Source organism: Streptomonospora alba (assembly GCF_000826685.1).
Taxonomy (GTDB): Bacteria; Actinomycetota; Actinomycetes; order Streptosporangiales; family Streptosporangiaceae; genus Streptomonospora; species Streptomonospora alba.
Genome location: NZ_JROO01000017.1, coordinates 1 through 19428, shown reverse-complemented (window position 1 = coordinate 19428; position 19428 = coordinate 1). Strand labels below are relative to the sequence as shown.

19 protein-coding genes, 1 tRNA gene and 1 riboswitch are annotated in these 19428 nt (G+C 69.7%); of the genes, 11 read left to right on the top strand and 9 right to left on the bottom strand.

What is annotated here, in order from left to right:
- Nucleotides 1-16 precede the first annotated feature (16 nt).
- The 5 genes from LP52_RS09795 (at nucleotide 17) to LP52_RS09775 (ending at nucleotide 6736) form a co-directional block, all read left to right on the top strand.
- A complete protein-coding gene (locus LP52_RS09795) occupies nucleotides 17-1393 on the top strand; it encodes an FtsW/RodA/SpoVE family cell cycle protein (RefSeq protein ID WP_084723092.1) in 1377 nt (458 codons plus the stop codon).
- A complete protein-coding gene (locus LP52_RS09790) occupies nucleotides 1390-2829 on the top strand; it encodes a peptidoglycan D,D-transpeptidase FtsI family protein (RefSeq protein WP_040272648.1) in 1440 nt (479 codons plus the stop codon). Before LP52_RS09795 ends, LP52_RS09790 begins: the two co-directional genes overlap by 4 nt.
- Nucleotides 2826-4361, top strand: coding sequence for a serine/threonine-protein kinase (locus LP52_RS09785; protein ID WP_040272646.1), 1536 nt, complete (start codon nucleotides 2826-2828; stop codon nucleotides 4359-4361). Before LP52_RS09790 ends, LP52_RS09785 begins: the two co-directional genes overlap by 4 nt.
- Nucleotides 4362-4446: 85 nt before the next feature.
- On the top strand, nucleotides 4447-6240 hold the full coding sequence (pknB, locus tag LP52_RS09780) for a Stk1 family PASTA domain-containing Ser/Thr kinase (protein WP_040272645.1): 1794 nt from the start codon (nucleotides 4447-4449) through the stop codon (nucleotides 6238-6240).
- Nucleotides 6241-6481: 241 nt separating this feature from the next.
- A complete protein-coding gene (locus tag LP52_RS09775; protein WP_040272644.1) occupies nucleotides 6482-6736 on the top strand; it encodes a cell division protein CrgA in 255 nt (84 codons plus the stop codon).
- A 281-nt stretch (nucleotides 6737-7017) separates the two neighbouring features.
- Here the strand turns inward: LP52_RS09775 and LP52_RS09770 are convergent, their stop codons facing one another.
- Entirely contained in the window at nucleotides 7018-7917 is a 900-nt protein-coding gene (locus LP52_RS09770; RefSeq protein ID WP_040272642.1) for a rhomboid family intramembrane serine protease, read from the bottom strand.
- A 15-nt stretch (nucleotides 7918-7932) separates the two neighbouring features.
- Complete coding sequence (locus LP52_RS09765; RefSeq protein WP_040272640.1) at nucleotides 7933-8460, bottom strand: peptidylprolyl isomerase; 528 nt, start codon at nucleotides 8458-8460, stop codon at nucleotides 7933-7935.
- Nucleotides 8461-8860: 400 nt separating this feature from the next.
- On the opposite strand from LP52_RS09765, the gene LP52_RS09760 reads away from it, so the two are divergent.
- Complete coding sequence (locus tag LP52_RS09760) at nucleotides 8861-9460, top strand: hypothetical protein (protein WP_040272639.1); 600 nt, start codon at nucleotides 8861-8863, stop codon at nucleotides 9458-9460.
- Between the two features lie 121 nt (nucleotides 9461-9581).
- Here the strand turns inward: LP52_RS09760 and LP52_RS09755 are convergent, their stop codons facing one another.
- On the bottom strand, nucleotides 9582-10226 hold the full coding sequence (locus tag LP52_RS09755; protein ID WP_157036292.1) for a DUF1707 and DUF4870 domain-containing protein: 645 nt from the start codon (nucleotides 10224-10226) through the stop codon (nucleotides 9582-9584).
- Between the two features lie 409 nt (nucleotides 10227-10635).
- Between LP52_RS09755 and LP52_RS09750 the strand changes: the two genes are divergently transcribed.
- Nucleotides 10636-11202 (top strand): GyrI-like domain-containing protein, encoded by a 567-nt coding sequence (locus tag LP52_RS09750; protein WP_052809666.1) that lies wholly within the window; start codon nucleotides 10636-10638, stop codon nucleotides 11200-11202.
- A gap of 131 nt (nucleotides 11203-11333) precedes the next feature.
- Here the strand turns inward: LP52_RS09750 and LP52_RS09745 are convergent, their stop codons facing one another.
- Nucleotides 11334-12359 (bottom strand): zinc-binding dehydrogenase, encoded by a 1026-nt coding sequence (locus LP52_RS09745; RefSeq protein WP_040272637.1) that lies wholly within the window; start codon nucleotides 12357-12359, stop codon nucleotides 11334-11336.
- Nucleotides 12360-12474: 115 nt separating this feature from the next.
- Here LP52_RS09745 and LP52_RS09740 point away from each other — a divergent pair, with 115 nt between their 5' ends.
- Entirely contained in the window at nucleotides 12475-12909 is a 435-nt protein-coding gene (locus tag LP52_RS09740; protein WP_040272635.1) for a MarR family winged helix-turn-helix transcriptional regulator, read from the top strand.
- Between the two features lie 405 nt (nucleotides 12910-13314).
- On the top strand, nucleotides 13315-13785 hold the full coding sequence (locus LP52_RS09735; protein ID WP_052809682.1) for a DinB family protein: 471 nt from the start codon (nucleotides 13315-13317) through the stop codon (nucleotides 13783-13785).
- Nucleotides 13786-13923: 138 nt separating this feature from the next.
- Here LP52_RS09735 and LP52_RS09730 read toward each other — a convergent pair.
- From LP52_RS09730 to LP52_RS09720, 4 genes are all read right to left on the bottom strand, one after another.
- Nucleotides 13924-13996 (bottom strand) — tRNA-Ala (locus LP52_RS09730).
- A gap of 203 nt (nucleotides 13997-14199) precedes the next feature.
- Nucleotides 14200-14319, bottom strand: a complete 120-nt coding sequence (locus LP52_RS28330) for a DLW-39 family protein (RefSeq protein ID WP_221457558.1) — start codon at nucleotides 14317-14319, stop codon at nucleotides 14200-14202.
- 197 nt (nucleotides 14320-14516) lie between these two features.
- On the bottom strand, nucleotides 14517-15281 hold the full coding sequence (locus tag LP52_RS09725) for a helix-turn-helix domain-containing protein (protein WP_040272632.1): 765 nt from the start codon (nucleotides 15279-15281) through the stop codon (nucleotides 14517-14519).
- A 460-nt stretch (nucleotides 15282-15741) separates the two neighbouring features.
- The gene (locus LP52_RS09720) at nucleotides 15742-16056 is read right to left on the bottom strand and encodes a DMT family transporter (RefSeq protein WP_040272631.1); all 315 of its coding nucleotides are present in this window, start codon (nucleotides 16054-16056) and stop codon (nucleotides 15742-15744) included.
- An 11-nt stretch (nucleotides 16057-16067) separates the two neighbouring features.
- Nucleotides 16068-16133, bottom strand: a riboswitch (guanidine-III (ykkC-III) riboswitch).
- A gap of 152 nt (nucleotides 16134-16285) precedes the next feature.
- On the opposite strand from LP52_RS09720, the gene LP52_RS09715 reads away from it, so the two are divergent.
- Nucleotides 16286-16594: a hypothetical protein gene (locus LP52_RS09715; protein WP_040272629.1), complete on the top strand. Its 309-nt coding sequence runs from the start codon at nucleotides 16286-16288 to the stop codon at nucleotides 16592-16594.
- A gap of 492 nt (nucleotides 16595-17086) precedes the next feature.
- Here LP52_RS09715 and LP52_RS09705 read toward each other — a convergent pair whose 3' ends face one another.
- Nucleotides 17087-18223, bottom strand: a complete 1137-nt coding sequence (locus tag LP52_RS09705) for a winged helix DNA-binding domain-containing protein (protein WP_040272626.1) — start codon at nucleotides 18221-18223, stop codon at nucleotides 17087-17089.
- Nucleotides 18224-18532: 309 nt separating this feature from the next.
- Between LP52_RS09705 and LP52_RS09700 the strand changes: the two genes are divergently transcribed.
- Nucleotides 18533-19318, top strand: a complete 786-nt coding sequence (locus tag LP52_RS09700) for an SDR family oxidoreductase (protein ID WP_040272624.1) — start codon at nucleotides 18533-18535, stop codon at nucleotides 19316-19318.
- Nucleotides 19319-19428: the final 110 nt, after the last annotated feature.

The following is a 19428-nucleotide window of genomic DNA, read 5'->3' as shown; positions in this document are numbered from 1 at the left end:
CAACGCCGAGCTGGTCATGACGCTCGCCGCAGTGGCGATCACACTCTTCGCGATGATCGAGGCCGGCCTCACCCGCAACGGCGAGATGCCGGCGAGCCTGTTCGTCTACGGCGTGCTCTTCGGCGGGCTCGCGACACTCGCCCACGTCTTCATCCGCTTTTTCGCGCCGTGGTCGGATCCCCTGCTGCTGCCGCTGGCCACGCTGCTCAACGGCCTCGGCATCGCGATGCTCTGGCGGCTCTTCGAGGCGACCGGCGACACCTCCGAGGGCAGCGCGCAGGACCAGCTGATCCTCACCGCGGCCAGCATGGCGGTGTTCGCGGCGCTGGTCTACTTCCTCAAGGAGCCCCGCACACTGCAGCGCTATCCCTACATCATGGCGCTGGCCGCTGTGGTGCTGCTGCTCCTGCCGTTGATCCCGGGCATCGGCATGACCGTCAACGGCGCCCGGCAGTGGGTCAACCTCGGCGTCACCACACTGCAGCCCTCGGAGTTCGCCAAGATCGCCCTGGTGGTCTTCCTTGCCGGCTACATGGTCACCAAACGCGACGTCCTCGCCCTGGCCTCGCGCCAGGTCAAGATCGGACCGCTGAAGGTGCTGGACCTGCCCCGCGCCCGCGACCTCGCGCCGATGGCGGCCATGTGGGGCTTCTGCATCATCGTGTTGGTCATCGTGATGAACGACCTCGGCACGGCGCTGATGCTGTTCGGCACCTTCCTGGCGATGATCTACGTCGCCACCCACCGCAGCAACTGGCTGGTGATCGGGCTCACCGCGTTCTTCGGCGCCTGCGCTCTGATCTACCCGTTCGTCTCGCACTTCCGGGTGCGCATGGTCACCTGGCTCGACGCGTTCCGCCCGGACGTGTACTGCACCGACGAGGCTATGGCCAATCCCGACTCCTTCTGCCAGACCGCCGGTAACAGCCAGCAGCTGGTGCAGGGCCTGTTCGCGATGGCCGAGGGCGGGATGACCGGCGCCGGCCTGGGCGGCGGCAAGCCGGGCTTCGTTCCCGAGGTGCAGAACGACTTCATCTTCGTCGCGTTCGGCGAGGAGCTGGGCCTGGCCGGCTGCATGGTGATGCTGATGGCCATGGCCCTGCTGGTCGAGCGCGGTATGCGCATCGCCCTGGCCTCCAAGGAACTCTTCATCAAGATGTTCGCATCCGGCATCTCGTTCCTGATCGCCTTCCAGACATTCGTCGTCATCGGCGGGGTCACCCGCGTGATCCCGATGACCGGTGCGACCATCCCCTTCGTCGCCAAGGGCGGTTCGGCCCTGCTCTCCAGCTGGGTCATGCTCGCGCTGCTGATGCGGATGAGCAACAACGCACGCAAGCCGGCCCCGCAGGCCATCCAGGACGAAGGCGCGACACAGGTGATCTCACGATGAACAAGCCCATCCGCCGCCTCGCGATTTTCTCCTTGGCCCTCTTCGGAGTGCTGATGCTCAACGTCTCCTGGATCCAGACCTTCCAAGCCGAGAGTCTGCAGGAGCACCCCTACAACCGCCGCCAGTTCGTCGAAAGCCTCACCCAGCACCGCGGCTCCATCCTCGTGGGAAGCGAGGAGGTCGCCTATTCCGAACCCGTCGGCGGCGACAGCGAGCAGTTCCAGCGCAAGTACAAGAACGGCCAGATGTACGCGCCGGTCGTGGGGGCGTTTCGCGCGGGGTCGGCCACCGGCATCGAGCGGGCCGAGAACTCGTTCCTGGACGGCTCCAACCAGCTGCTGGCGGTCAACAACTTCCGCGACATGCTCACCGGCGAGGAGCCCGAGGGCGCCGACGTCTACCTCACGCTGAACTCCGGCGCCCAGCAGGCCGCCATGGACGGTCTGGAGTCGCTGGGCAACAACGGCGCCGCCGTGGCCCTCGACCCCGAAACCGGCGCCGTGCTGGCCTCCTACTCCAGTCCCAGCTACGATCCCAGCAGCGTCGCCAGCGTCACCGAGACCGAGCAGGCGGCCAAGAAGTGGACCGAGCTGGAGCAGAGCGAACAGAATCCGCTGCTCAACCGCGGCCTCAACGAGGTCTACCCGCCCGGGTCGACGTACAAGGTCGTCACCGCCGCCGCGGCGCTGGAGAACGGCGCCACCCCCGAGTCGACGATGGCCGCCCCGGAGAGCCTGGACCTGGGCGCGCCGCTGCCCAACGCCTGGCCCGGCCCGTGCAACGACGGGAACCCCGATACCCTGGCCCATTCCATCGAGATCTCCTGCAACACCTCGATGGCCAACTGGGCGATGGAACTCGGCCCGGAGAAGATGCACGAGCAGGCTGAGGCGTTCGGCTTCAACCAGGGCCCCATGGAGATCCCGCTGGATGTGACGGAAAGTTCCTCCCCCCTGGAGACCGATCCCAATATCCTGGGCCGCAGCGGCATCGGGCAGGCCAACATCGAGTCCACGCCGCTGCAGATGGCCATGGTCGCCTCCGGTGTTGCCAATGGCGGCGACGTCATGAAGCCCTATCTCGTCGACTCGGTGCAGAACTCGAACCTGGAGGAGGTCAAGGCCGCCCAGCCGGAGGTCTTCTCCGAAGCAATCAGTTCCGGAACCGCCGAGGATCTGACCCAGATGATGATCGCTGTCACCGAGGGCGACGAGGCCTCGGGCCCCGCCGGCGCCATCCCCGGGATGCAGGTCGCCGGCAAGACCGGCACCGCCGAGACGGCTACCGGTCCCACACACAACTGGTTCATCTCCTTCGCGCCGGTCGACGACCCGCAGGTCGCCGTTGCGGTCGTCGTGGAAAACGGCGGCGAGAGCGGCGGGACGCTGGCCGCTCCGATCGCCAAGGAGATGATGGAAGCTGTGATCAACGAGTGAGCGAAAACGACGCGGGCTCGCCCGGAGCGGGCGCCATGGCCGGTACAGTGCTCAGCGGCCGCTACCGGCTCCAGGAGCAGATCGGCTCCGGCGGCATGGGCACGGTGTGGCGCGCCCAGGACACGCTGCTCAACCGCGAGGTGGCGGTGAAACTCCTGCACCCCGCGCAGATGGCCGAGCCCACCTCGCGCGAGCGGTTCCGCACGGAGGGGCGCATCACCGCCGGGCTCTCCCATCCAGGCATCGCCCAGGTCTACGACTACGGCGAACAGGACGGACACGCGTTCCTGATCATGGAACTCGTGCCGGGCGAGCCCTTGTCGTCCATCCTGCGGCGCAACGACGGCCTGGAGCCCAGCGTCACGCTGGACATCCTCGGCCAGGCCGCGGCCGCGCTGGCGGCGGCGCATGCGCGCGACGTCGTCCACCGCGACATCAAGCCCGGTAACCTGCTGGTCACCGAGAACGGCACGGTGAAGCTGACCGACTTCGGCATCGCCCGCGGCAACGAGTCGGTCACCCTCACGCAGACCGGCATGGTCATGGGCACCGCCCAGTACATCTCGCCGGAGCAGGCTTCGGGCCGCGCGGCGACACACGCCTCCGACATCTACGCGTTGGGCGTGGTCGCCTACGAGTGCCTCGCCGGCCAGCCGCCCTTCACCGCCGACACCCCCCTGGCCCTCGCGCTGGCCCACACCCGCGAACCGCCGCCGCAGCTGCCCGACACCATTCCCGTCCAGGCCGCCGCACTCGTCGAGCGGCTGCTGGAGAAGTCGCCGGAGGACCGCCCCGCCTCGGCCGGCGAAGTGGCGGCCGCGGCCCAGCGGCTGCGCGCCGACCTGGGCGCCGTGCTCGGCGGAACCACGGCCATGGACCTGCCCGATCCCGCGCGCACGATGGTCGCCGGGGTCGCCGGCGCCGGTGCGGCCACCGCGCCCGACCGGTTCACCCCGGTGCAAGGCGATGCGCACGGGGCCGCCGACGGCTCGGAGGAGTCCGATAGTGTTGGCCCGGCCTCGTCTCAGCAGCGCAGGGCAAGCCTTCCCCTGGTACTCGCCGCAGTGGCGGCCGCCGCCGTCCTGGTGCTCGGCGTTGTCTGGGCCGGGCGCGAGTTCAGCACGCCGGAGTCGGAGGGCAACAAAGTAGGCAACGTGCAGCCCGACGAATCGCAGAGCAGTTCGTCAGGACCACAGCCGTCGGCGACGGAGCAGGAGACGTCGGACGCGGACTCCGGCACGCAGGACTACGCGCCGCCTGAGGACGACTCGACCGACTACGAGCCGGATACAAGCGAACCGACGTCCACGGTGCCGGCGACCCCGCCCGACGGCGGCGACGACGGATCCACCGCCGGGCCCGAGCCGGACCCCGGCTCGACCGAGACCGGGGACTCCGGATCCGGCGACGGAGGTAGCGGGGACGACTCCGGATCCGGGGACGGCGGAGGCGGTAGCGGCGACGGCTCCGGATCGGGGGACGGCGGAGGCGGCGCCGGCGACGACGCCGGGGTCCCGACAGGGGAAGGCTGACCGCAGGAAACGCGACGATCCGACACTCGCCAGGCGACGCGGGACTCCCGCACACCCGCGCAGATTACGAGGAACAGTTCACGACATGTCTCAGCCACGGCTACTCGGCGGTCGCTACGAGCTCGACCAACTCATCGGGCGCGGCGGCATGGCCGAGGTCTACCGCGCCCGTGATCTGCGGTTGGACCGCATGGTGGCCGTCAAGATGCTCCGCCACGACATGGCCCGCGACCACACGTTCCAGATGCGGTTCCGGCGCGAGGCCCAGTCGGCGGCGTCGCTGAACCATCCTTCGATCATCGCCGTCTACGACACCGGCGAGGACATGGTCGACGGGCTTGCGATCCCGTTCATCATCATGGAGCACGTCGACGGGCGCACTCTCAAGGAGCTGCTCGACGACGACCGGCGACTGCTGCCCGAGCGCTGCGCCGAGGTGACCGACGGCATCCTGCGCGCTCTGGAGTACAGCCACCAGAACGGCATCGTGCACCGCGACATCAAGCCGGCCAACGTCATGCTGACGCGCCAGGCCGAGGTCAAGGTGATGGACTTCGGCATCGCGCGCGCGATGAACGACAACCAGGCGACGATGACCCAGACTTCGCAGGTCATCGGCACGGCACAGTATCTTTCGCCCGAGCAGGCGCGCGGCGAGCGGGTCGACGCCCGCAGCGATATCTACTCCACCGGCTGCGTCCTGTACGAGCTGCTGACCGGCGGCCCCCCTTTCGTAGGCGACTCCCCCGTCTCGATCGCCTACCAGCACGTGCGTGAGGAACCGGTCCCGCCTTCGCAGGCCGACCCGGAGATCCCGGCGTGGCTGGAGCAGATCACGCTGCGCGCGATGACCAAGGACCGCGAGCAGCGCTACCAGACCGCCGAGGAGATGCGCCAGGACATCCAGCGCGGCCTGCAGGGGATGCCGACCGAGGCCAGCACGATGGCCATGGCGGCCGCGGGGGCGACGTCGTCGCTTCCGCCCGCGGACGATCGCGGGCGCGACGACTACGGCGACGACGACTACTACGACGACGATCGCGATGAGGGCAAGGGCAAGCGCGTCGCGCTGTGGGTCGCGCTCGGCCTCGCTGTGGCGGCCGCACTGGGTTTCGCACTGTGGCTGTTCATGCAGTCTCCCGCCGAAACCATCGAGATCCCCGATGTGCAGGGGATGTCGCAGTCCGACGCCGAGCAGGCCCTGGAGCAACGCGGGTTCGAGAACGTCTCCGTCGAGGAGGAGAACCACGGGGAGATCGAGGAGGGCAACGCGATCGGCACCGACCCGGCCGCCGGCCAGGAGCGCACTGCCACGAGCGACATCACCCTTCGCATCTCCACCGGGCCGGGATCCGAGGAGATCCCCAACGTCGTGGGGCAGGACCGCGACACCGCGGCGCAAACGCTCCAGGACGCCGGCTTCGAGGTGGGCGACACCAGTGAGGAGGCCTCGTCCTCCTACCCCGCAGGGCAGGTCGTCCGCACCGATCCGCCCGGCGGTCAGTCCGCCGACCCCGGAAGCCGGATCGACATGGTCATCTCCTCCGGGCCCGAGCAGGTTCAGGTGCCCGACCTGTCCAACATGACCCGGGAAGAGGCCGAGGGCGCCCTGAGCGACGCAGGGCTGAACGCGAGCTTCCAAGAGGAGCCCAGCGAAGAGGTGGATCCCGGGCGGGTGACCCGCCAGGACCCCGAGGGCGGTGCGGAGGTCGACCCGGACAGCTCGGTCACCGTCTGGCTGGCCACCGAACCCGAGGACGACGAGCCGACCGAGGAGTCCCCGACGGAGACTCCGCCGACCCCCCCGGAGGGCGGTGGCGACGGCGAGCCTCCGGAGGGCTGGCCGTCCGAGCTTCCATGGCCGCCCGACGAGGGCTGATCCCGGGGCCGGGGCGCGCCGCGGCGTCGCGCCCCGGCCGAGCGGATCCGGCGACCGCGGTGGGTGCGACCGGGCTCCTGGAGTGATCGGATTCGCATTCGCGCAGGTCAGCGACATCGCCGCCGGTAGGGCAGCAGGTAGGTCGGCCGTTTCGGACGTCCCGCAAGCGCTCTATTGGGCGTAGACTGGCAACGACCGAGATCCATCAGTTCCCGGCCGATTCGTTTTTGGAGCAGCGACCGTGCCCAAGTCCCGCAACGATCGCAAGAAGAAGGCCGTTTACACGCCGCCGCCGTCGGCTGCAAAGCCTCAGGTCAGCCCGCGCTGGCTGCTGCCGACGCTGGTCACGGTGATGGTGCTCGGCGTGGTGTGGATCGCGGTGTACTACATCGCCGGCTCGATGATTCCCTACATGAGCGACCTGGGTAACTGGAACCTGGCCATCGGGTTCGGCGGGATCATCCTCGCGCTCATCCTGGGTACACGCTGGCACTGACGCTTCGAGCGTCCACGCAGGCTGAAACCTGCCTCTCCACTTCTTCGCCTCGCGGCGCGATCGCGGTGACCACCTCCCTCGGCGGTGGCACCCGCGCCGTGGTCTCCCATAACCGCCAGACGGTTGTCCACAGAGTTATCCACAAGCTGTGGGTAGCTGGTTTTCGCATGTCGCGGCGAGGCCGCGCGGGCAGCCCGGACGCCGCGCTGGTCGGCCTCGGCCCCGACACAGGCATCCCCCGGGCGCGGAGCGCCCGGGGGATCGGAATGCGCATGCGTTCGCTACCCGAGCAGGATGATGCCGGCGTCGAGCAGCATCGCACCCACGATGGCGCCGACCGCGAGCAGGACCGCCACTGCGGCGGTGGCCAGCCAGTGCGCGACCTGCTGGGCACGCTGTCCCTCCGCGCCGGTGCGCCTTTCGCCCAACGGCAGGTAGGCGTAAGCCGCCCCCAGCAGCAGGCCGACGGCAAGGCCGCCGAGGTGTCCGGCCCAGGCGATGTTGGGCACCAGGAAGGTGATCAGCAGGTTCACCACGAGCAGGCCCACGATGAACCGGATGTCGATCCGCAGCTTGCGGCCGATCACGAAGATGGCGCCGAACAGCCCGAAGATCGCGCCCGAGGCGCCCACCGACAGCGTGGTCGGCGCCAGCAGCAGGCTCAGCACCGACCCGCCCAGCGCGCTGAGCACCCACAGCGCGGTGTAGCGCGCGTGGCCCAGAGCGGTCTCGACCTGCTGGCCGATGATGTACAGCGCGAACCCGTTGAACAGCAGGTGCATCATCCCGCCGTGCAGGAACGCCGAAGTGATCAGCCGGTACCACTGGCCGCCGAACACGGTCGCCTCGCCGTACATCCCGAAGTCGGCGGCGAGCCGCTGCCCGGGCAGTGCGAGCTGGGCGATGAAACCCGCCCCGATCAGGGCGAGCAGCACCCAGGTGACGGTGGGCCGGGAGGCGATGCGGCCGCCGAAAACGGTGCGCGACCGCCGCATGTTCCGGTTGCCCTCGGCGACGCACTCGGGGCAGTGCTGGCCCACCGGCGCGTCGTTGGTGCAGTCAGGGCAGATCGGGCGGTCGCACCGGGAGCACCGCAGGTAGGTCTCGCGCTTGCGGTGCCTGTAGCACGTGGGGACGTCCGCGGCGTCCGGCCCGGAGCCGTCAGCGGGGGAGGAGGACATCGGTGCAGCCGCCGCCTAGGACCGCTCGATCTCGACGGAGTTGATGGCGATGTCCTCAAGCGGACGGTCCTGGGCGTTCGTGGAGACCTTCGAGATCGTGTCGACGATCTCGGTGCCCGAGACGACCTCGCCGAAGATGGTGTGCTTGCGGTTCAGCCAGTCGGGGGTGCCGACCGTGATGAAGAACTGCGAGCCGTTGGTGTTGGGGCCGGCGTTGGCCATCGCCAGCAGGTAGGGACGGTCGAACTTCAGCGAGGGGTCGAACTCGTCCTTGAACTTGTACCCGGGACCGCCGCGGCCGTTGCCCAGCGGGTCGCCGCCCTGGACCATGAAGCCGTCGATGACCCGGTGGAAGATCGTGCCGTTGTACAGCGGGGCGTTGCTGGGCTTACCGGTGGTGGGGTCGATCCACTGCTTCGTCCCCTCGGCCAGACCGATGAAGTTCTCGACCGTCTCGGGGACCTGCTCCGCGAAGAGCTTGACGACGATCGTCCCCTGTGTGGTGTTCAGCCGCGCGCGGGGCTGACCGTTGACCTCGGACACCTGGGTGTGCCTTTCCGTTGTCTGCAGTTGCTCGGCCTACGCTACCCGCAGTGGCCTGAACCGCGTTCCTGCACACCGCGCACCCGAAGAGCGCGGCAGACCCGCGCCATCCGCCACTACGGGAGTGCGGCCCCGGCAGTCGGCAGTCGGCCCAGCGTTTCAGGCACCGCGCGGCGGCCACCTCTGGTCAGCCGGGCGGGACTGCGTGTTGAATCCGTGGTCCGCGTATCCAGCGGGAGTATGTTGGGATAACACGTCGATAACGTGGAAAAACGCCCCGTTGTCGCGAACAGAGGAACCGGATGCGACTCGATCGGTGACCGACGTCGCCGGGCGCCCACGCATAGGTCGCCCGGGACAGGGCAGGGGCACACAGAGACTGAGAGAAAAGGAGGTCACCGTGGCCAAAACGCTGAAGCGCCAAAAGGGCGACTTCGAGACTGAGGCGGCAATGGCCCGACTGCAGCAGCTCGCACGCGAACAGTCCGATCGATTCGGCCCTTACGCCGACCAGGCCCGGCAAACGGCTGCCGAGCGCCTTTACCAGGCGCGCGGATGGACCGCCCCTCGCCTGGAGACCGCGGCGCATCGCGTCGAGGACACCGTCGCGCCCCGCGTGGCAGACCTCCTCAGCTACGCGGCCACCCGAGTGGAACCCCGCCAAGCCAAGCGCGGTGGAATCCTGGCACGCCGCGGCGGCCGGAAGGTGCCGCGCACTGTCATCTTCGCCGGAGCGGCCGTCGCCGGCGCCGCCGCGCTGTACGGCGTGGTCCGACTGCGTCAGGCCTCCCAGGACGCCCGTTGGCAGGAGAACCTCGACCAGGCGCGCGACCAGGTCCGCGAGACCCGCGACCAGCTCGCCGCCAAGGCCAAGAGCGCCAAGGAGAAGGTGGCCGGTACCGGCACCGAGCTCAAGGGAGACGCCGAGGAGGCCAAGGACACCGCCGCCTCAGGTGCGAAGCAGGCCGCCAGCGACCTCAACGGTCGCGTCACCCAGTGATCGACCGGGTGATCCCCGAATCACACGGCCCCGGCCCCGCCGCTCTGCGGCGGGGCCTCCTTCGTTTCGGGGGCCGTCCGCGCCTCAGCGGGCGCCGGGCCGGTGCCGACACTCTCGGGGGCTAGGAGCCCTCGGAACCGTCGCGCACGGGGCGCCAGGTGAAGAGATAGCGCATGTCGCCGCCCAGCAGGGCCGTGACCCCGGCGATCGCCGGGAGGAAGACCCAGCCCACCACCATGGCCATCCACAACACGAAGGGCACGATCAGGAAGGCCAGCCCGATGCCCGCGATCGAGGCCACCGCGATGGTGATCTGGTAGTTCAGCGCCTCGGTGAGGTGCCTTCGGACGAACGGCGAGACGTCGCGACTGGTCAGCAGCAGCAACAGCGGGCCGAGAAAGGTGAAGTAACCGGAGAAGTGGCCCGCGCAGGCGTGCAGCCGGTCGGACGCCGACCGCGGCCCCTCCTTGGCCGCCGCCTTGCCGGAGGCGCTGCGGCCGGGTACCTGCTGCTGCGCCGGCAGCAGGTCCAGGAGCAAGGGCTCCAGTTCGGAGGGGAACTTGGCGTTCATGGCGAGCCCGAGGCGCTCCTCGAGTTCGGTGTCGTCCAGCTGACCGGAGGCGTAGGCCTCACGCAGGCTCTCGACCGCGGAGTCGCGGTCGGCGTGGGTCAGTCGCAGTTCTCCGCCGCCGCTGCGGCGGCGCTGAGGGACCGGGTCCCACCTTCCGCCCGCGGGCGGTGGAGACGGAGGTTCGTGCACAGCCACCCTCAACTCCTCGACGCTCGGCCGCCGCCGGCGGCGGCACCGCGGGTAGATCCCATCTCCATGATGCGCGGCCGGCGACGCGCAGGATATGGGGGAAGCCCCTGAGGCTTCCCTGGTTCGCAGAGTGCCGGGGGATGTCGTACTCGGCTTTCCAGACTATGCGGTGCTCGCCCCGGCCGCCGAGCAGTGTGCACAACCGCGTGCTGCGGCGTCCGTCCGCACGGGGAAACACGACACGGGGAGCGCGAGGGATTCACGACGATCGGCGCGGATAGCGGTCCGGTCGGCGCGCTCCGCCGTGCGCCTCCGAGCGATCGGCGCCGCGAGCAGGGAGAGTTCTTGTCAGGAACAGTCGTGAGGCCGCCGCGTGCGCTGTTGGCGGCGGTGGCGGAACCCGGGGGGAGTCTCGATGACCAGCGGTCCCAGGCGTGAGGTGCGTGCGGAGCAGCCCTATGTCGCGATCCCGGCGAAGGTGACGCCGCGGGAGTGGGGAAAGGCCGCCGCGCTCGTCACCGAGATCCAGGACTGGCTGCGCGGCGCGGGTGTGGCAGCGGCGGGACCACCGTTCTTCCGCTACTGGACGATCGGAGGCGGCGACCGGGAGCACATCCTGGAGGTGGGCGCGCCGGTCGGCGAAGCGGTACCCGGTGACGGCCGCGTGGTGGCCGGTTCCGTGCCTGCGGGCGACTACGTGGTCCTGGTCCACACCGGCGATCCCGAGCGCATCGACGGCGCGCATTCCCACCTGCAGTCCTGGACCCGTGGACAGGGCCTCACATGGATGAACCGCGGTGAAGGCAGCAGCGAGGTGTGGGGCGGCCGGTTCGAGTTCTACCTGAACGACCCGGTGCACACCCCCAGGGACGCCTGCTCCGTCGAGATCGCCTACCTGGTCCACGGCACGGACCACCTGCCTGAGGCCGGAGAGGCGGCTCGCACCGGGGCCCGCACCGGCCGGTCCCCTGCCGGACGCTAGGGCGACCGACACGACGACGCGGGGGCGCCCCGGAGCCGGTCGGCCGCGCCGCCGGATCGGCGGGACGGTCGCCGGGGAAGGCGTTCGCCACCCGGGGAGCGGGCGGTGCCACGTAGCAGGTCGCCTGGATCTCAGGGCAGCAGCAGGGTCTTGCCGACGACCGCGCGCGCCTCGATGGCGGTGTGGGCATCGCGGGCCCGCCGGAGCGGGAAGGTCTGCCCCACCGTCGGGGTGATGCCGCCGACGGCGGCCTCGGCAAGTGCGGCCTCCGCAAGCCGCGTGTGGTCGCCCGGCTCCATCGGCACCTCCAGCAGGTTCCGCACCGACACCTCCCGCTCGCGCTCCCGCTGGCGGTCGACGCGGGTGAATCCGCCGGCGGGCGCGCCGTAGGCGAGGAATCGGCCGCCGCGGCCGACGGCGTCGAACGAGGACGCGCCCGTCGCACCGCCTACGCCGTCCAGTACGACGTCCGCCCCGGTGCCGCCGGTCGCTTCGCGGACGTCGTCGACCCACTCTCCCCGGGAGTAGTCGACGGCGTAGTGGGCCCCGAGCCGGCACGCGAGGTCGAGCTTGCGGCGGCCGCCGGCCCCGGCGATCACTGTCGCCCCCGCGGCACGAACGAGCTGCACAAGCAGGCTCCCCAAGCCGCCTCCGGCCGGTGTCACGAGCACCTGCTCGCCTTCGCGGACCCGCGCCGCACGAGCGATCAGCATCGCGGTCATGCCGTCGTTGACGAGCGCGGCCGCGTCGCGCAGCCCCACGTTCTCGGGAACCGAGATCAGCGCCTCGACAGGAGCGACGGCCAGCGGCGCGTAGCCGCCGGTCGGCACCGACCCCTCGGCGGCGTCGGCCACGCTCCCGGAGCCCGCGTCCGCAGCAGCGCGGCCCGGCTTGGCCGCGACCCGGCGGCCGATCCACGCGGCGTCGACCCCGGATCCGACAGCGGCGACATTCCCGGCGACGCCCGCGCCCGGCACGTAGGGCGGCCGGACGTCCCACGGCCCCGGGGACCCGCGTCGCACGAGGACATCCAGCATGAGTACATCGGCCGCCGCGACCTCGATCACCGCCTCGCCGGGGCCGACTACGGGATCGGGACTCTCGACGACGTGGAGCACGTCTGGCCCACCGAAGCGGGCGGCCTCGACCTGCTGCATGGCTGCTTCCTCGCTTCACGGATCGACGGCGACGCTCATCCGAGCCGGACGCAATTAAACAGTACTACTGATTATCATCTGAGCAACATATATTTCCCGCGACTACAGTCGAGCCATGGCTACCGGGTTCCCTCCGCCGCTGCTCGACCGGCTCAGTTACCTCCTCGGGAAGCTCCACTTCCGGGCCCTCGAGGCCGAGGGCGAGGGGCTGGCGTCGCTGAACGTCAACGTGAAGCAGCACGCCGCGCTCAGCGTGCTCGTCGAGGAAGGACCGATGACCCAGCAGGAGCTCGGGCAGCGCATGGGCATCGACCGCACCACCGTCGTCAGCGTGGTCGACGGTCTCGACGACGGAGGGCTGGTCGAGCGGCGGCGCAGCCCGGCCGACCGGCGGGCCTACCTGCTCACCCTGACCCCATCCGGATGCGATGCCGAGGAGCGCGGCCGGCACCTGGTCGCCGAAGCCGAGAAGGAGATCCTCGAAGGACTGGACGAGCCCGACCGCGCCCGGCTCCGCGAACTCCTGGTCCGCGCCCTGGGAACCGGCTGAGCTCGGCGATGGCCGAGTTCGGCCACGGGGAGTATCTGGGTGCCGATACTCAGGTTCTTGTCAGTGGCAGGAACGAGAATCGGAGCATGACGAACACACCGCATGACAAGTGCCCGTGCCGGATGTGCTCGCGCAGCGCCCTGCGCCCCCGCCCGCACACGACGCCCGCTCCGCGCGGTCACGCTCCTTCTCCCGACGCTGCTCCCCCCGCCCGCCCCGTGCAGCCCGTCTAGCACGTCGCCCCGTCGTCCGACCCCATGGCGGCCCCGGAATCCGCGACGGTGTAAGCGGAGACCGGCGATGCCCGCCCGGTTCCGCCGGGACGGCCTCCTAGTATCAGCCACCTGTCCTCCGCGACGAAGGGAACGGGTCGTGCCCGACACGGAACGCGAATCACTGCTGCGCATGCTCGCCGAGCAGCGCGACTTTCTGCGATTCACCGTCAAGGACCTGGACGACGACCAGGCTGCACAGCGCACCACCGCCAGCGAACTGACTCTCGCCGGCCTGATCAAGCACGTCACCGCGACCGAACGGGAATGGATCGAGTTCATCCAGCACGGGGCGGGCGAGATCGACTACGAGGACCCGGCCACGTTCGAGGCTCACGCACAGGGGTTCCGCCTGGCCGGTGAGGAGACGCTGCGAAGCGTCCTCGCCGACTACCAGCGGACGGCGGAGCAGACCGAAGAGTACGTGCGCACCTTGCCGGACCTCGAAGTCGCCCACAAGCTCCCGGCGGCTCCCTGGTTCCCCGAGGACGCCGGCTGGACCGCACGCGACGTCCTGCTGCACCTGCTTCGCGAGACCGCCCAGCATTGCGGCCACGCCGACATCATCCGCGAATCACTCGACGGCCAGAAGACGATGGGCTGAGCCCCCAAACGCCGCCGCACGAGCCGAGGCCCCCGAACACGGGACGGGCCCCGCGCTATATGCATCAGACACACGACGGCCGCCCGAGGAGAACCTCGGGCGGCCGTCGTGTGTTCGCTTGAGCAGCGAAAACAACCGTGGAGCCAAGGGGAGTCGAACCCCTGACCTCCGGTATGCAAAACCGGCGCTCTGCCAGCTGAGCTATGGCCCCGGTGTGATCAGTGTCGATCATACCGTGCGGCGGGCAGTGCCGGTCGCTCTTTTCCGGCGCAGCGCTCGGGTGGAGGAGGCACCACTCGCGATTCGGTCCCGGAAGCGTGGGGGCCGCAGGGGACGACGTCCGCCCACGTCTTCGGGTACGCCGAAACAGCCGGCGACACGCGCACGCGTCGCGGCTGATGGGACCGGTTCCGCTTAGGCGTCGCCCGCGGTGGCCTCGGTCCACAGGTCGAGCTCGGCACGGTCCGCCTGGATCTTGCGGTAGACGGCGAACGCACCGAGTGCCACCAGCACCAGAACAACGATCTTCTTCATGGCGTGCACCCCTTCTTGGTCTCGGATACGGAAAATCGGACGTGCGCGCCACCACCCGGCCGGGGAGCGCGGTACGGCCATCTGCTGCCGACCACCCCGCCTGCTGTGCGGAAGGCGCCACTAGAGAACTTTATGGGGTTGTCTCCCCCGCAGACTAGCAACCCGTCGGCGCGTTCCCGCCCGATGCGGCCGGGGATTCAGGTCAGCAGCGCCATCCGGTTGAGGGTCGTCACCGTCGTCTCGGCCGTACTGGACGCATCGACCAGCCGGTGCCACACGTCCTGGCAGGCCGCGACCCCCTCCTCGGACTCCACGATCCCACCGCCGTGGGTCGCCTCGACGAAGGCCAAGGACGCCTCGCCCTCGTCGAACTCCAGGACGGTGAAGGGTCCGGCGCTGCCGGCGTGCGGACCGACCGAGGTAGGCAGCAGCCGTATGACGACGCGGTCGTGGCGGCGGCCCAGGTCGATGAGACGGCGCAGTTGGGCGTGCAGCAGGGCGGAGTCGCCGCCGATGCGGCGCAGTGCGTCCTCGTCCACGACCGCCTGGTATCGCTCCAGGCTGCTGTGTTCAAGGGCCTCCTGGCGCTTGAGGAAGGCGGCGACCATGCGCTCCGTGCCGTGGTCGCCGTGCCCTTGGGAGCGGGCCAGCGCCGCGGTGTACTCGGGGACCTGCAGCAGGTCGGGGACGAGCATCCCGCCGTAGGTGTCGATGGCGACGGCCCCGGCCTCGTTGCCGACGTAGGCCGATGGGATCACGTCCTCGTACTCCGTCCACCACGGCCGCAGCCGGGATTCGCGGACCATGGTGAGGATGGCCTCGCGCTGCCCGCCGGTCACGCCGTACAGCTTCAGCAGCGCGGAGACCTCCATCACGGACGGCCACTTCCGGATGCCGGTCTCTATGTGTCCGAGTTTGGCCGGGGACCATTCGAGGACTTCGGCGACGTCGCTGAGGGTCATTCCTGCTTCGAAGCGTCGCCTGCGCAATTCCGCAGAGAGCCTGCGACGGCGAACAGTAGGGCTGGTCATGGCGCCTGTCCCGTACACACTGAGTACTGGCTACGTAGCTCCAGAGAAGCACTCGACCTAGCCTCTAGCAATGAGTTTCTAGAAATCAGACTCCGACCACGGATTATTCGGCGCTTGCTGCCTGGCCGGCCCTGCCCGCGGAGCGTCTCCCGAGTGGCCCCGTGTGACCAGCGGGAATCGAGTCAACGAGTACAGCGTGCATTCCGCCGCCGTCGGCGCCGCCCTCGGAAAAGGCATCGGAATTCGGTGCGGCCCGGATCCCTGCCCGGCGCACAGCCGAATGCGCCGGGCAGGTCGGGAGCAGCGGAAAGCGTGAAGACGAGGTCCCCTGCTCGCCGCACACGCCTCGCGCACCCCGCCGCACAGCCGCGCGATCGGCAGGGGGACGCGATCAGTGCAGCAGCTTCAATCCGACGATCCCGCTGACGATCAGCAGCAGGCAGACACCCCGCGCGACACTCGCCTCCTCGCCGAACCACACCATGCCCGCGACGGCGGTGCCCACTGCGCCGATACCCACCCATACGGCGTATCCGGTGCCCACGGGGATCGAACGCAGCGCGATCGCGAGGCCGGACATGCTCAGCGCGAGACCGACCGCGAAGATCAGCGACGGCCACAACCGCGTGAAGCCGTGCGACGCGGCGAGCGCGAGCGCCCAGACGCTCTCCAGCAGACCGGAAACCACCAGCAGAAACCAGGCCATGACGCCTCCGAACCACGCCGTCTTGTCGCTGACCGGGTACGGCGTACCTCGTCCGGGGGCGGCCGGATCGGCTCCTCCCGAACCGGGAAACCCGTCCGACGAGGCACCTATTCCACGTGACTCCGCAGTCACGGTCGGCGACGCCCCCGCGCCGAACTGTCGTGGGGACCGCATACGATGCAGATGGACCGACGGGAGCATGAACCCCGTGCACAGGCGAAGGAACCCAATGAGCCATCCGATCGACGACACCGAGCAGCTCATCGCGAACGCCGAGGAGGAACTTCCTCCTCCGACGCGTTCGCGCTTGATCGCCAAGCTGCGCAAGGGCGCCCACATCGACGACGCGTCGCGCGATCTCGGTGTCAGCCCCCAACGCGTGTTCTCCGCGGCACGCATCCTCACCACCTTCGGTGACCAGCTCGACGCCACACTTACGGCCGAGCGGGACCCCGATCTGCCTCACGGCACTCTGACCGCGTACAACAAGCGCTGCCGCTGTCCCCAGTGCCGCGGAGCGGTGAACCGCCGGCTGTGACGCCGCAGGGGCTCTCTGTCCGGCTTCAGGAATCTCGGTCGCCGCAGAGGAGCCGAGTGCCTTCGCCGTCCCGACCTCCCCGAGAGGTCACACCAAGCGCCGATCATCGATCCTTTACCAGGAATTAGCCCGCGGAGAGACCGTTTCAGGCTTATTGATCTTGAATCCGGGGAATCCGCCCACCATGAACGAGCGTGTGGACTGGGCCGCGATGAGCGACGAAGAGTTCATGGCGCTGGTGCGCCAGCTGATGGAGACCCCCACTGGGCCGGAGTCCGAAGAGGAGTAGCTCCAGCCGGCACTCCCTTACTCCTGGTCACAGCAACGCGGGCGCGATTCCCGCTCCCGCGTGCGGAGGTGTGTGCTCGCATGCCACACCCCGCCCCCGTCCGCCGAGAGGTCGCCTTCGTCCGGCGGTGGACGCCTTCCCGGCACGCGAGTGCCGAAGGCCGTGCCCGCGGCCCTGTCGATCCGACCGCATCAGCTGCCCGCTCAGTCGGCCTCGACGGCTTCGCGTAGAGCCAGCCGCAAGGAGCGGGCACCCAGGAACCGGCCGATGTCGGCGGTCTCGTCTTCCAGTGGTGCCGCCAGCTCGCTCGGCACCGGTGCGAACGGCTCGACCACCACCGTGTCGCGGTCGTGCCCCCAACGCCATCTCGCCACTGCGCGGCCGTCGACGAGCACCGCCGAGTGGATGATCCCGCCGCCCGGCGCTATTCGGCGCTCATGGCTCGGCGGCACCGCGACGTCGCGCCCCTTGTAACCCAGCAGAGAGGCGTCGAACGCCCCGACCAACCGCACAGCGGGTGTGGAAGCTGCGACGGGGAGGGACTCGGCGAACTCCCGCGGCGCTCGCGCCGGACCGCGGCGCGTGGGCACCTCGGCCGCTTCGGCCTCCACCAGGTCCCAGCCGCGGCGCGCCATGCCCGCCGGCAGCCCTGACCACGCCGCGAAGTCCTCCAGCGTCGCCGGACCGTGCGCCCAGAGGTAGCGCCGCGCCAACCTCCGCAACGCGGATTCGGTGTCGCTGGGCTCCCACGGCCCTATCCAGTCGCGCATCAGAACGTAGGTGGGCTCGCCGGAATCGCCGCCCGACGTGTCGGGTCCCCTGCACACGATCCCGCGCAGCGCGGCGTAGGCCACCAGGTGCGCGGGCGCCTGCCCGCTGTCGGGGACGGGCGTGCCCGACCTGTTCAGCTGCTCGACCAGATCCTTGCGTGTCAGGCACGCGCCGCCCGACAGGAGGTCGCGGATCGCGGATGCGGCGCGTTCGCACAACGCGTCGTCCAATCCCAGAGCCGAACGGCGAGTACGGAACCGCCGTACGAACACCGGCCCCAGCAGGTCGACGATCCAGCCGGCGTCGGACGCGGGCAGCGCGTGCAGGGTCCCCCGCATGCCCCAGGTGCGCACGATCGAGCGCTCCTCGACCACCGCGCGCCGGACGTCGTCGACCACCAGCCCCGCCGTCCGGGCTCGGACCGCCAACCGCAGAGCCTGCGCATCCTGCGCCTGCAGCGCCGCGGCGCCGCGTATCGCATCTTCGGCCGTCGCCGCGGGCGGCCCCATAAGAAGCTGGGCGTGCATCCGCGCGATACGCAATCTGTGGTCGTCCACGGGGGCAGCCATCGCTGAAGCACCTCCTGGACTTGTCGCCGTAACGACAACCATGCCAGGCACCGGCCTCGGCTCGGCCCGTTTCATCCCGCCGACACACACCGGCGCCCGCAGCGGGTAGGCCGGGGGCGGCATACTGTTGTCTCACTCTCGGCCCGGCGGTCGGCCCCGAGCGGACGAGCACCGGCACGGCTTCCCGTGTTGGCTCAGGCGGGCCCGGTGGTTAGTCGGAGGCCGAGGAGCGAACACGGAAGGGCCGTTGAGGCGCGCGACCGCGCGGCGGTCCTCCCGGTCAGGCGACGTCGGAGGAGAATCAGGGCCATGGCGAAAAACCCGACACCGATACTGGTCACAGGCGGGACAGGGACGCTGGGGAGCCTCATCGTCCGGCGCCTTGCTGAGGGCGGGGACACAGAGGTGCGCGTCCTCAGCCGGCGGGCCGCACCCGCACAGGGCAACGGAGCGACGTGGTTCACCGGCGACCTCGCCGCGGGCCGAGGACTGAGGCGAGCGCTGGAAGGCGTCGACACCGTCGTGCACTGCGCCCACGCCCCCGCGTCCCCGCTTGAGGAGGTGTCGGCGGCCGCGAATCTCCTGACGGAGGCGGCGCAGGCCGGAATCAGGCACTTCGTCTACATATCGATCGTGGGTATCGACTATGTTCCGCTGCGCTACTACCGGGGCAAGGTCGCGGTCGAGGAGCTGATCGAGGAATCCGGGCTTCCATCCACGATCCTGCGCACCACGCAGTTCCATGAACTGATCGACTGGACGCTGAGCCAAGCGGAGCGACTGCCGTTCGTTCCGGTGCCGCAGGGGTTCTGGTTCCAGCCGGTGGCCGCCGGGGAAGTGGCGCAGCGTCTTGTGGAGCTGGCGCGCGAGGAACCTGCGGGACGCGCGGTCGGCATGGGCGGGCCCGAAGTCCGCTCGATCGAGAGCCTCGCCGAGTCCTACGAGCTGATCCGGGGTCGGCGGCGGCCGGTGAAGAAGATCCCGGTCCCGGGAAAGACGGCTTCGGCCTTCCGCAGCGGGGCCAACCTCGCGGCCGGTCGTCCGGTCGGACGACAGACGTGGGAGGACTTCTTGGAATCCCCGGCGGGGGAGTAGGGCGAGTGGAGACCGCCCCGCACCGCACTGCACTCTGAAACACTCAAGGCCACAAACCGATAACCGAGTGTATTCATCTTGGGTACGAAAAAAGGGGGGCAGGGCCCCCG

Excerpts from the sequence above, each read along its gene's own strand:
- LP52_RS09795 (WP_084723092.1), top strand. The coding sequence starts at position 17 with ATGACGCTCGCCGCAGTGGCGATCACACTCTTCGCGATGATCGAGGCC.
- LP52_RS09790 (WP_040272648.1), top strand. The coding sequence starts at position 1,390 with ATGAACAAGCCCATCCGCCGCCTCGCGATTTTCTCCTTGGCCCTCTTC.
- pknB (WP_040272645.1), top strand. The coding sequence starts at position 4,447 with ATGTCTCAGCCACGGCTACTCGGCGGTCGCTACGAGCTCGACCAACTC.
- LP52_RS09770 (WP_040272642.1), bottom strand. The coding sequence starts at position 7,917 with ATGTCCTCCTCCCCCGCTGACGGCTCCGGGCCGGACGCCGCGGACGTC.
- LP52_RS09750 (WP_052809666.1), top strand. The coding sequence starts at position 10,636 with ATGACCAGCGGTCCCAGGCGTGAGGTGCGTGCGGAGCAGCCCTATGTC.
- LP52_RS09745 (WP_040272637.1), bottom strand. The coding sequence starts at position 12,359 with ATGCAGCAGGTCGAGGCCGCCCGCTTCGGTGGGCCAGACGTGCTCCAC.
- LP52_RS09740 (WP_040272635.1), top strand. The coding sequence starts at position 12,475 with ATGGCTACCGGGTTCCCTCCGCCGCTGCTCGACCGGCTCAGTTACCTC.
- LP52_RS09735 (WP_052809682.1), top strand. The coding sequence starts at position 13,315 with ATGCTCGCCGAGCAGCGCGACTTTCTGCGATTCACCGTCAAGGACCTG.
- LP52_RS28330 (WP_221457558.1), bottom strand. The coding sequence starts at position 14,319 with ATGAAGAAGATCGTTGTTCTGGTGCTGGTGGCACTCGGTGCGTTCGCC.
- LP52_RS09725 (WP_040272632.1), bottom strand. The coding sequence starts at position 15,281 with ATGACCCTCAGCGACGTCGCCGAAGTCCTCGAATGGTCCCCGGCCAAA.
- LP52_RS09720 (WP_040272631.1), bottom strand. The coding sequence starts at position 16,056 with ATGGCCTGGTTTCTGCTGGTGGTTTCCGGTCTGCTGGAGAGCGTCTGG.
- LP52_RS09715 (WP_040272629.1), top strand. The coding sequence starts at position 16,286 with ATGAGCCATCCGATCGACGACACCGAGCAGCTCATCGCGAACGCCGAG.
- LP52_RS09705 (WP_040272626.1), bottom strand. The coding sequence starts at position 18,223 with ATGGCTGCCCCCGTGGACGACCACAGATTGCGTATCGCGCGGATGCAC.
- LP52_RS09700 (WP_040272624.1), top strand. The coding sequence starts at position 18,533 with ATGGCGAAAAACCCGACACCGATACTGGTCACAGGCGGGACAGGGACG.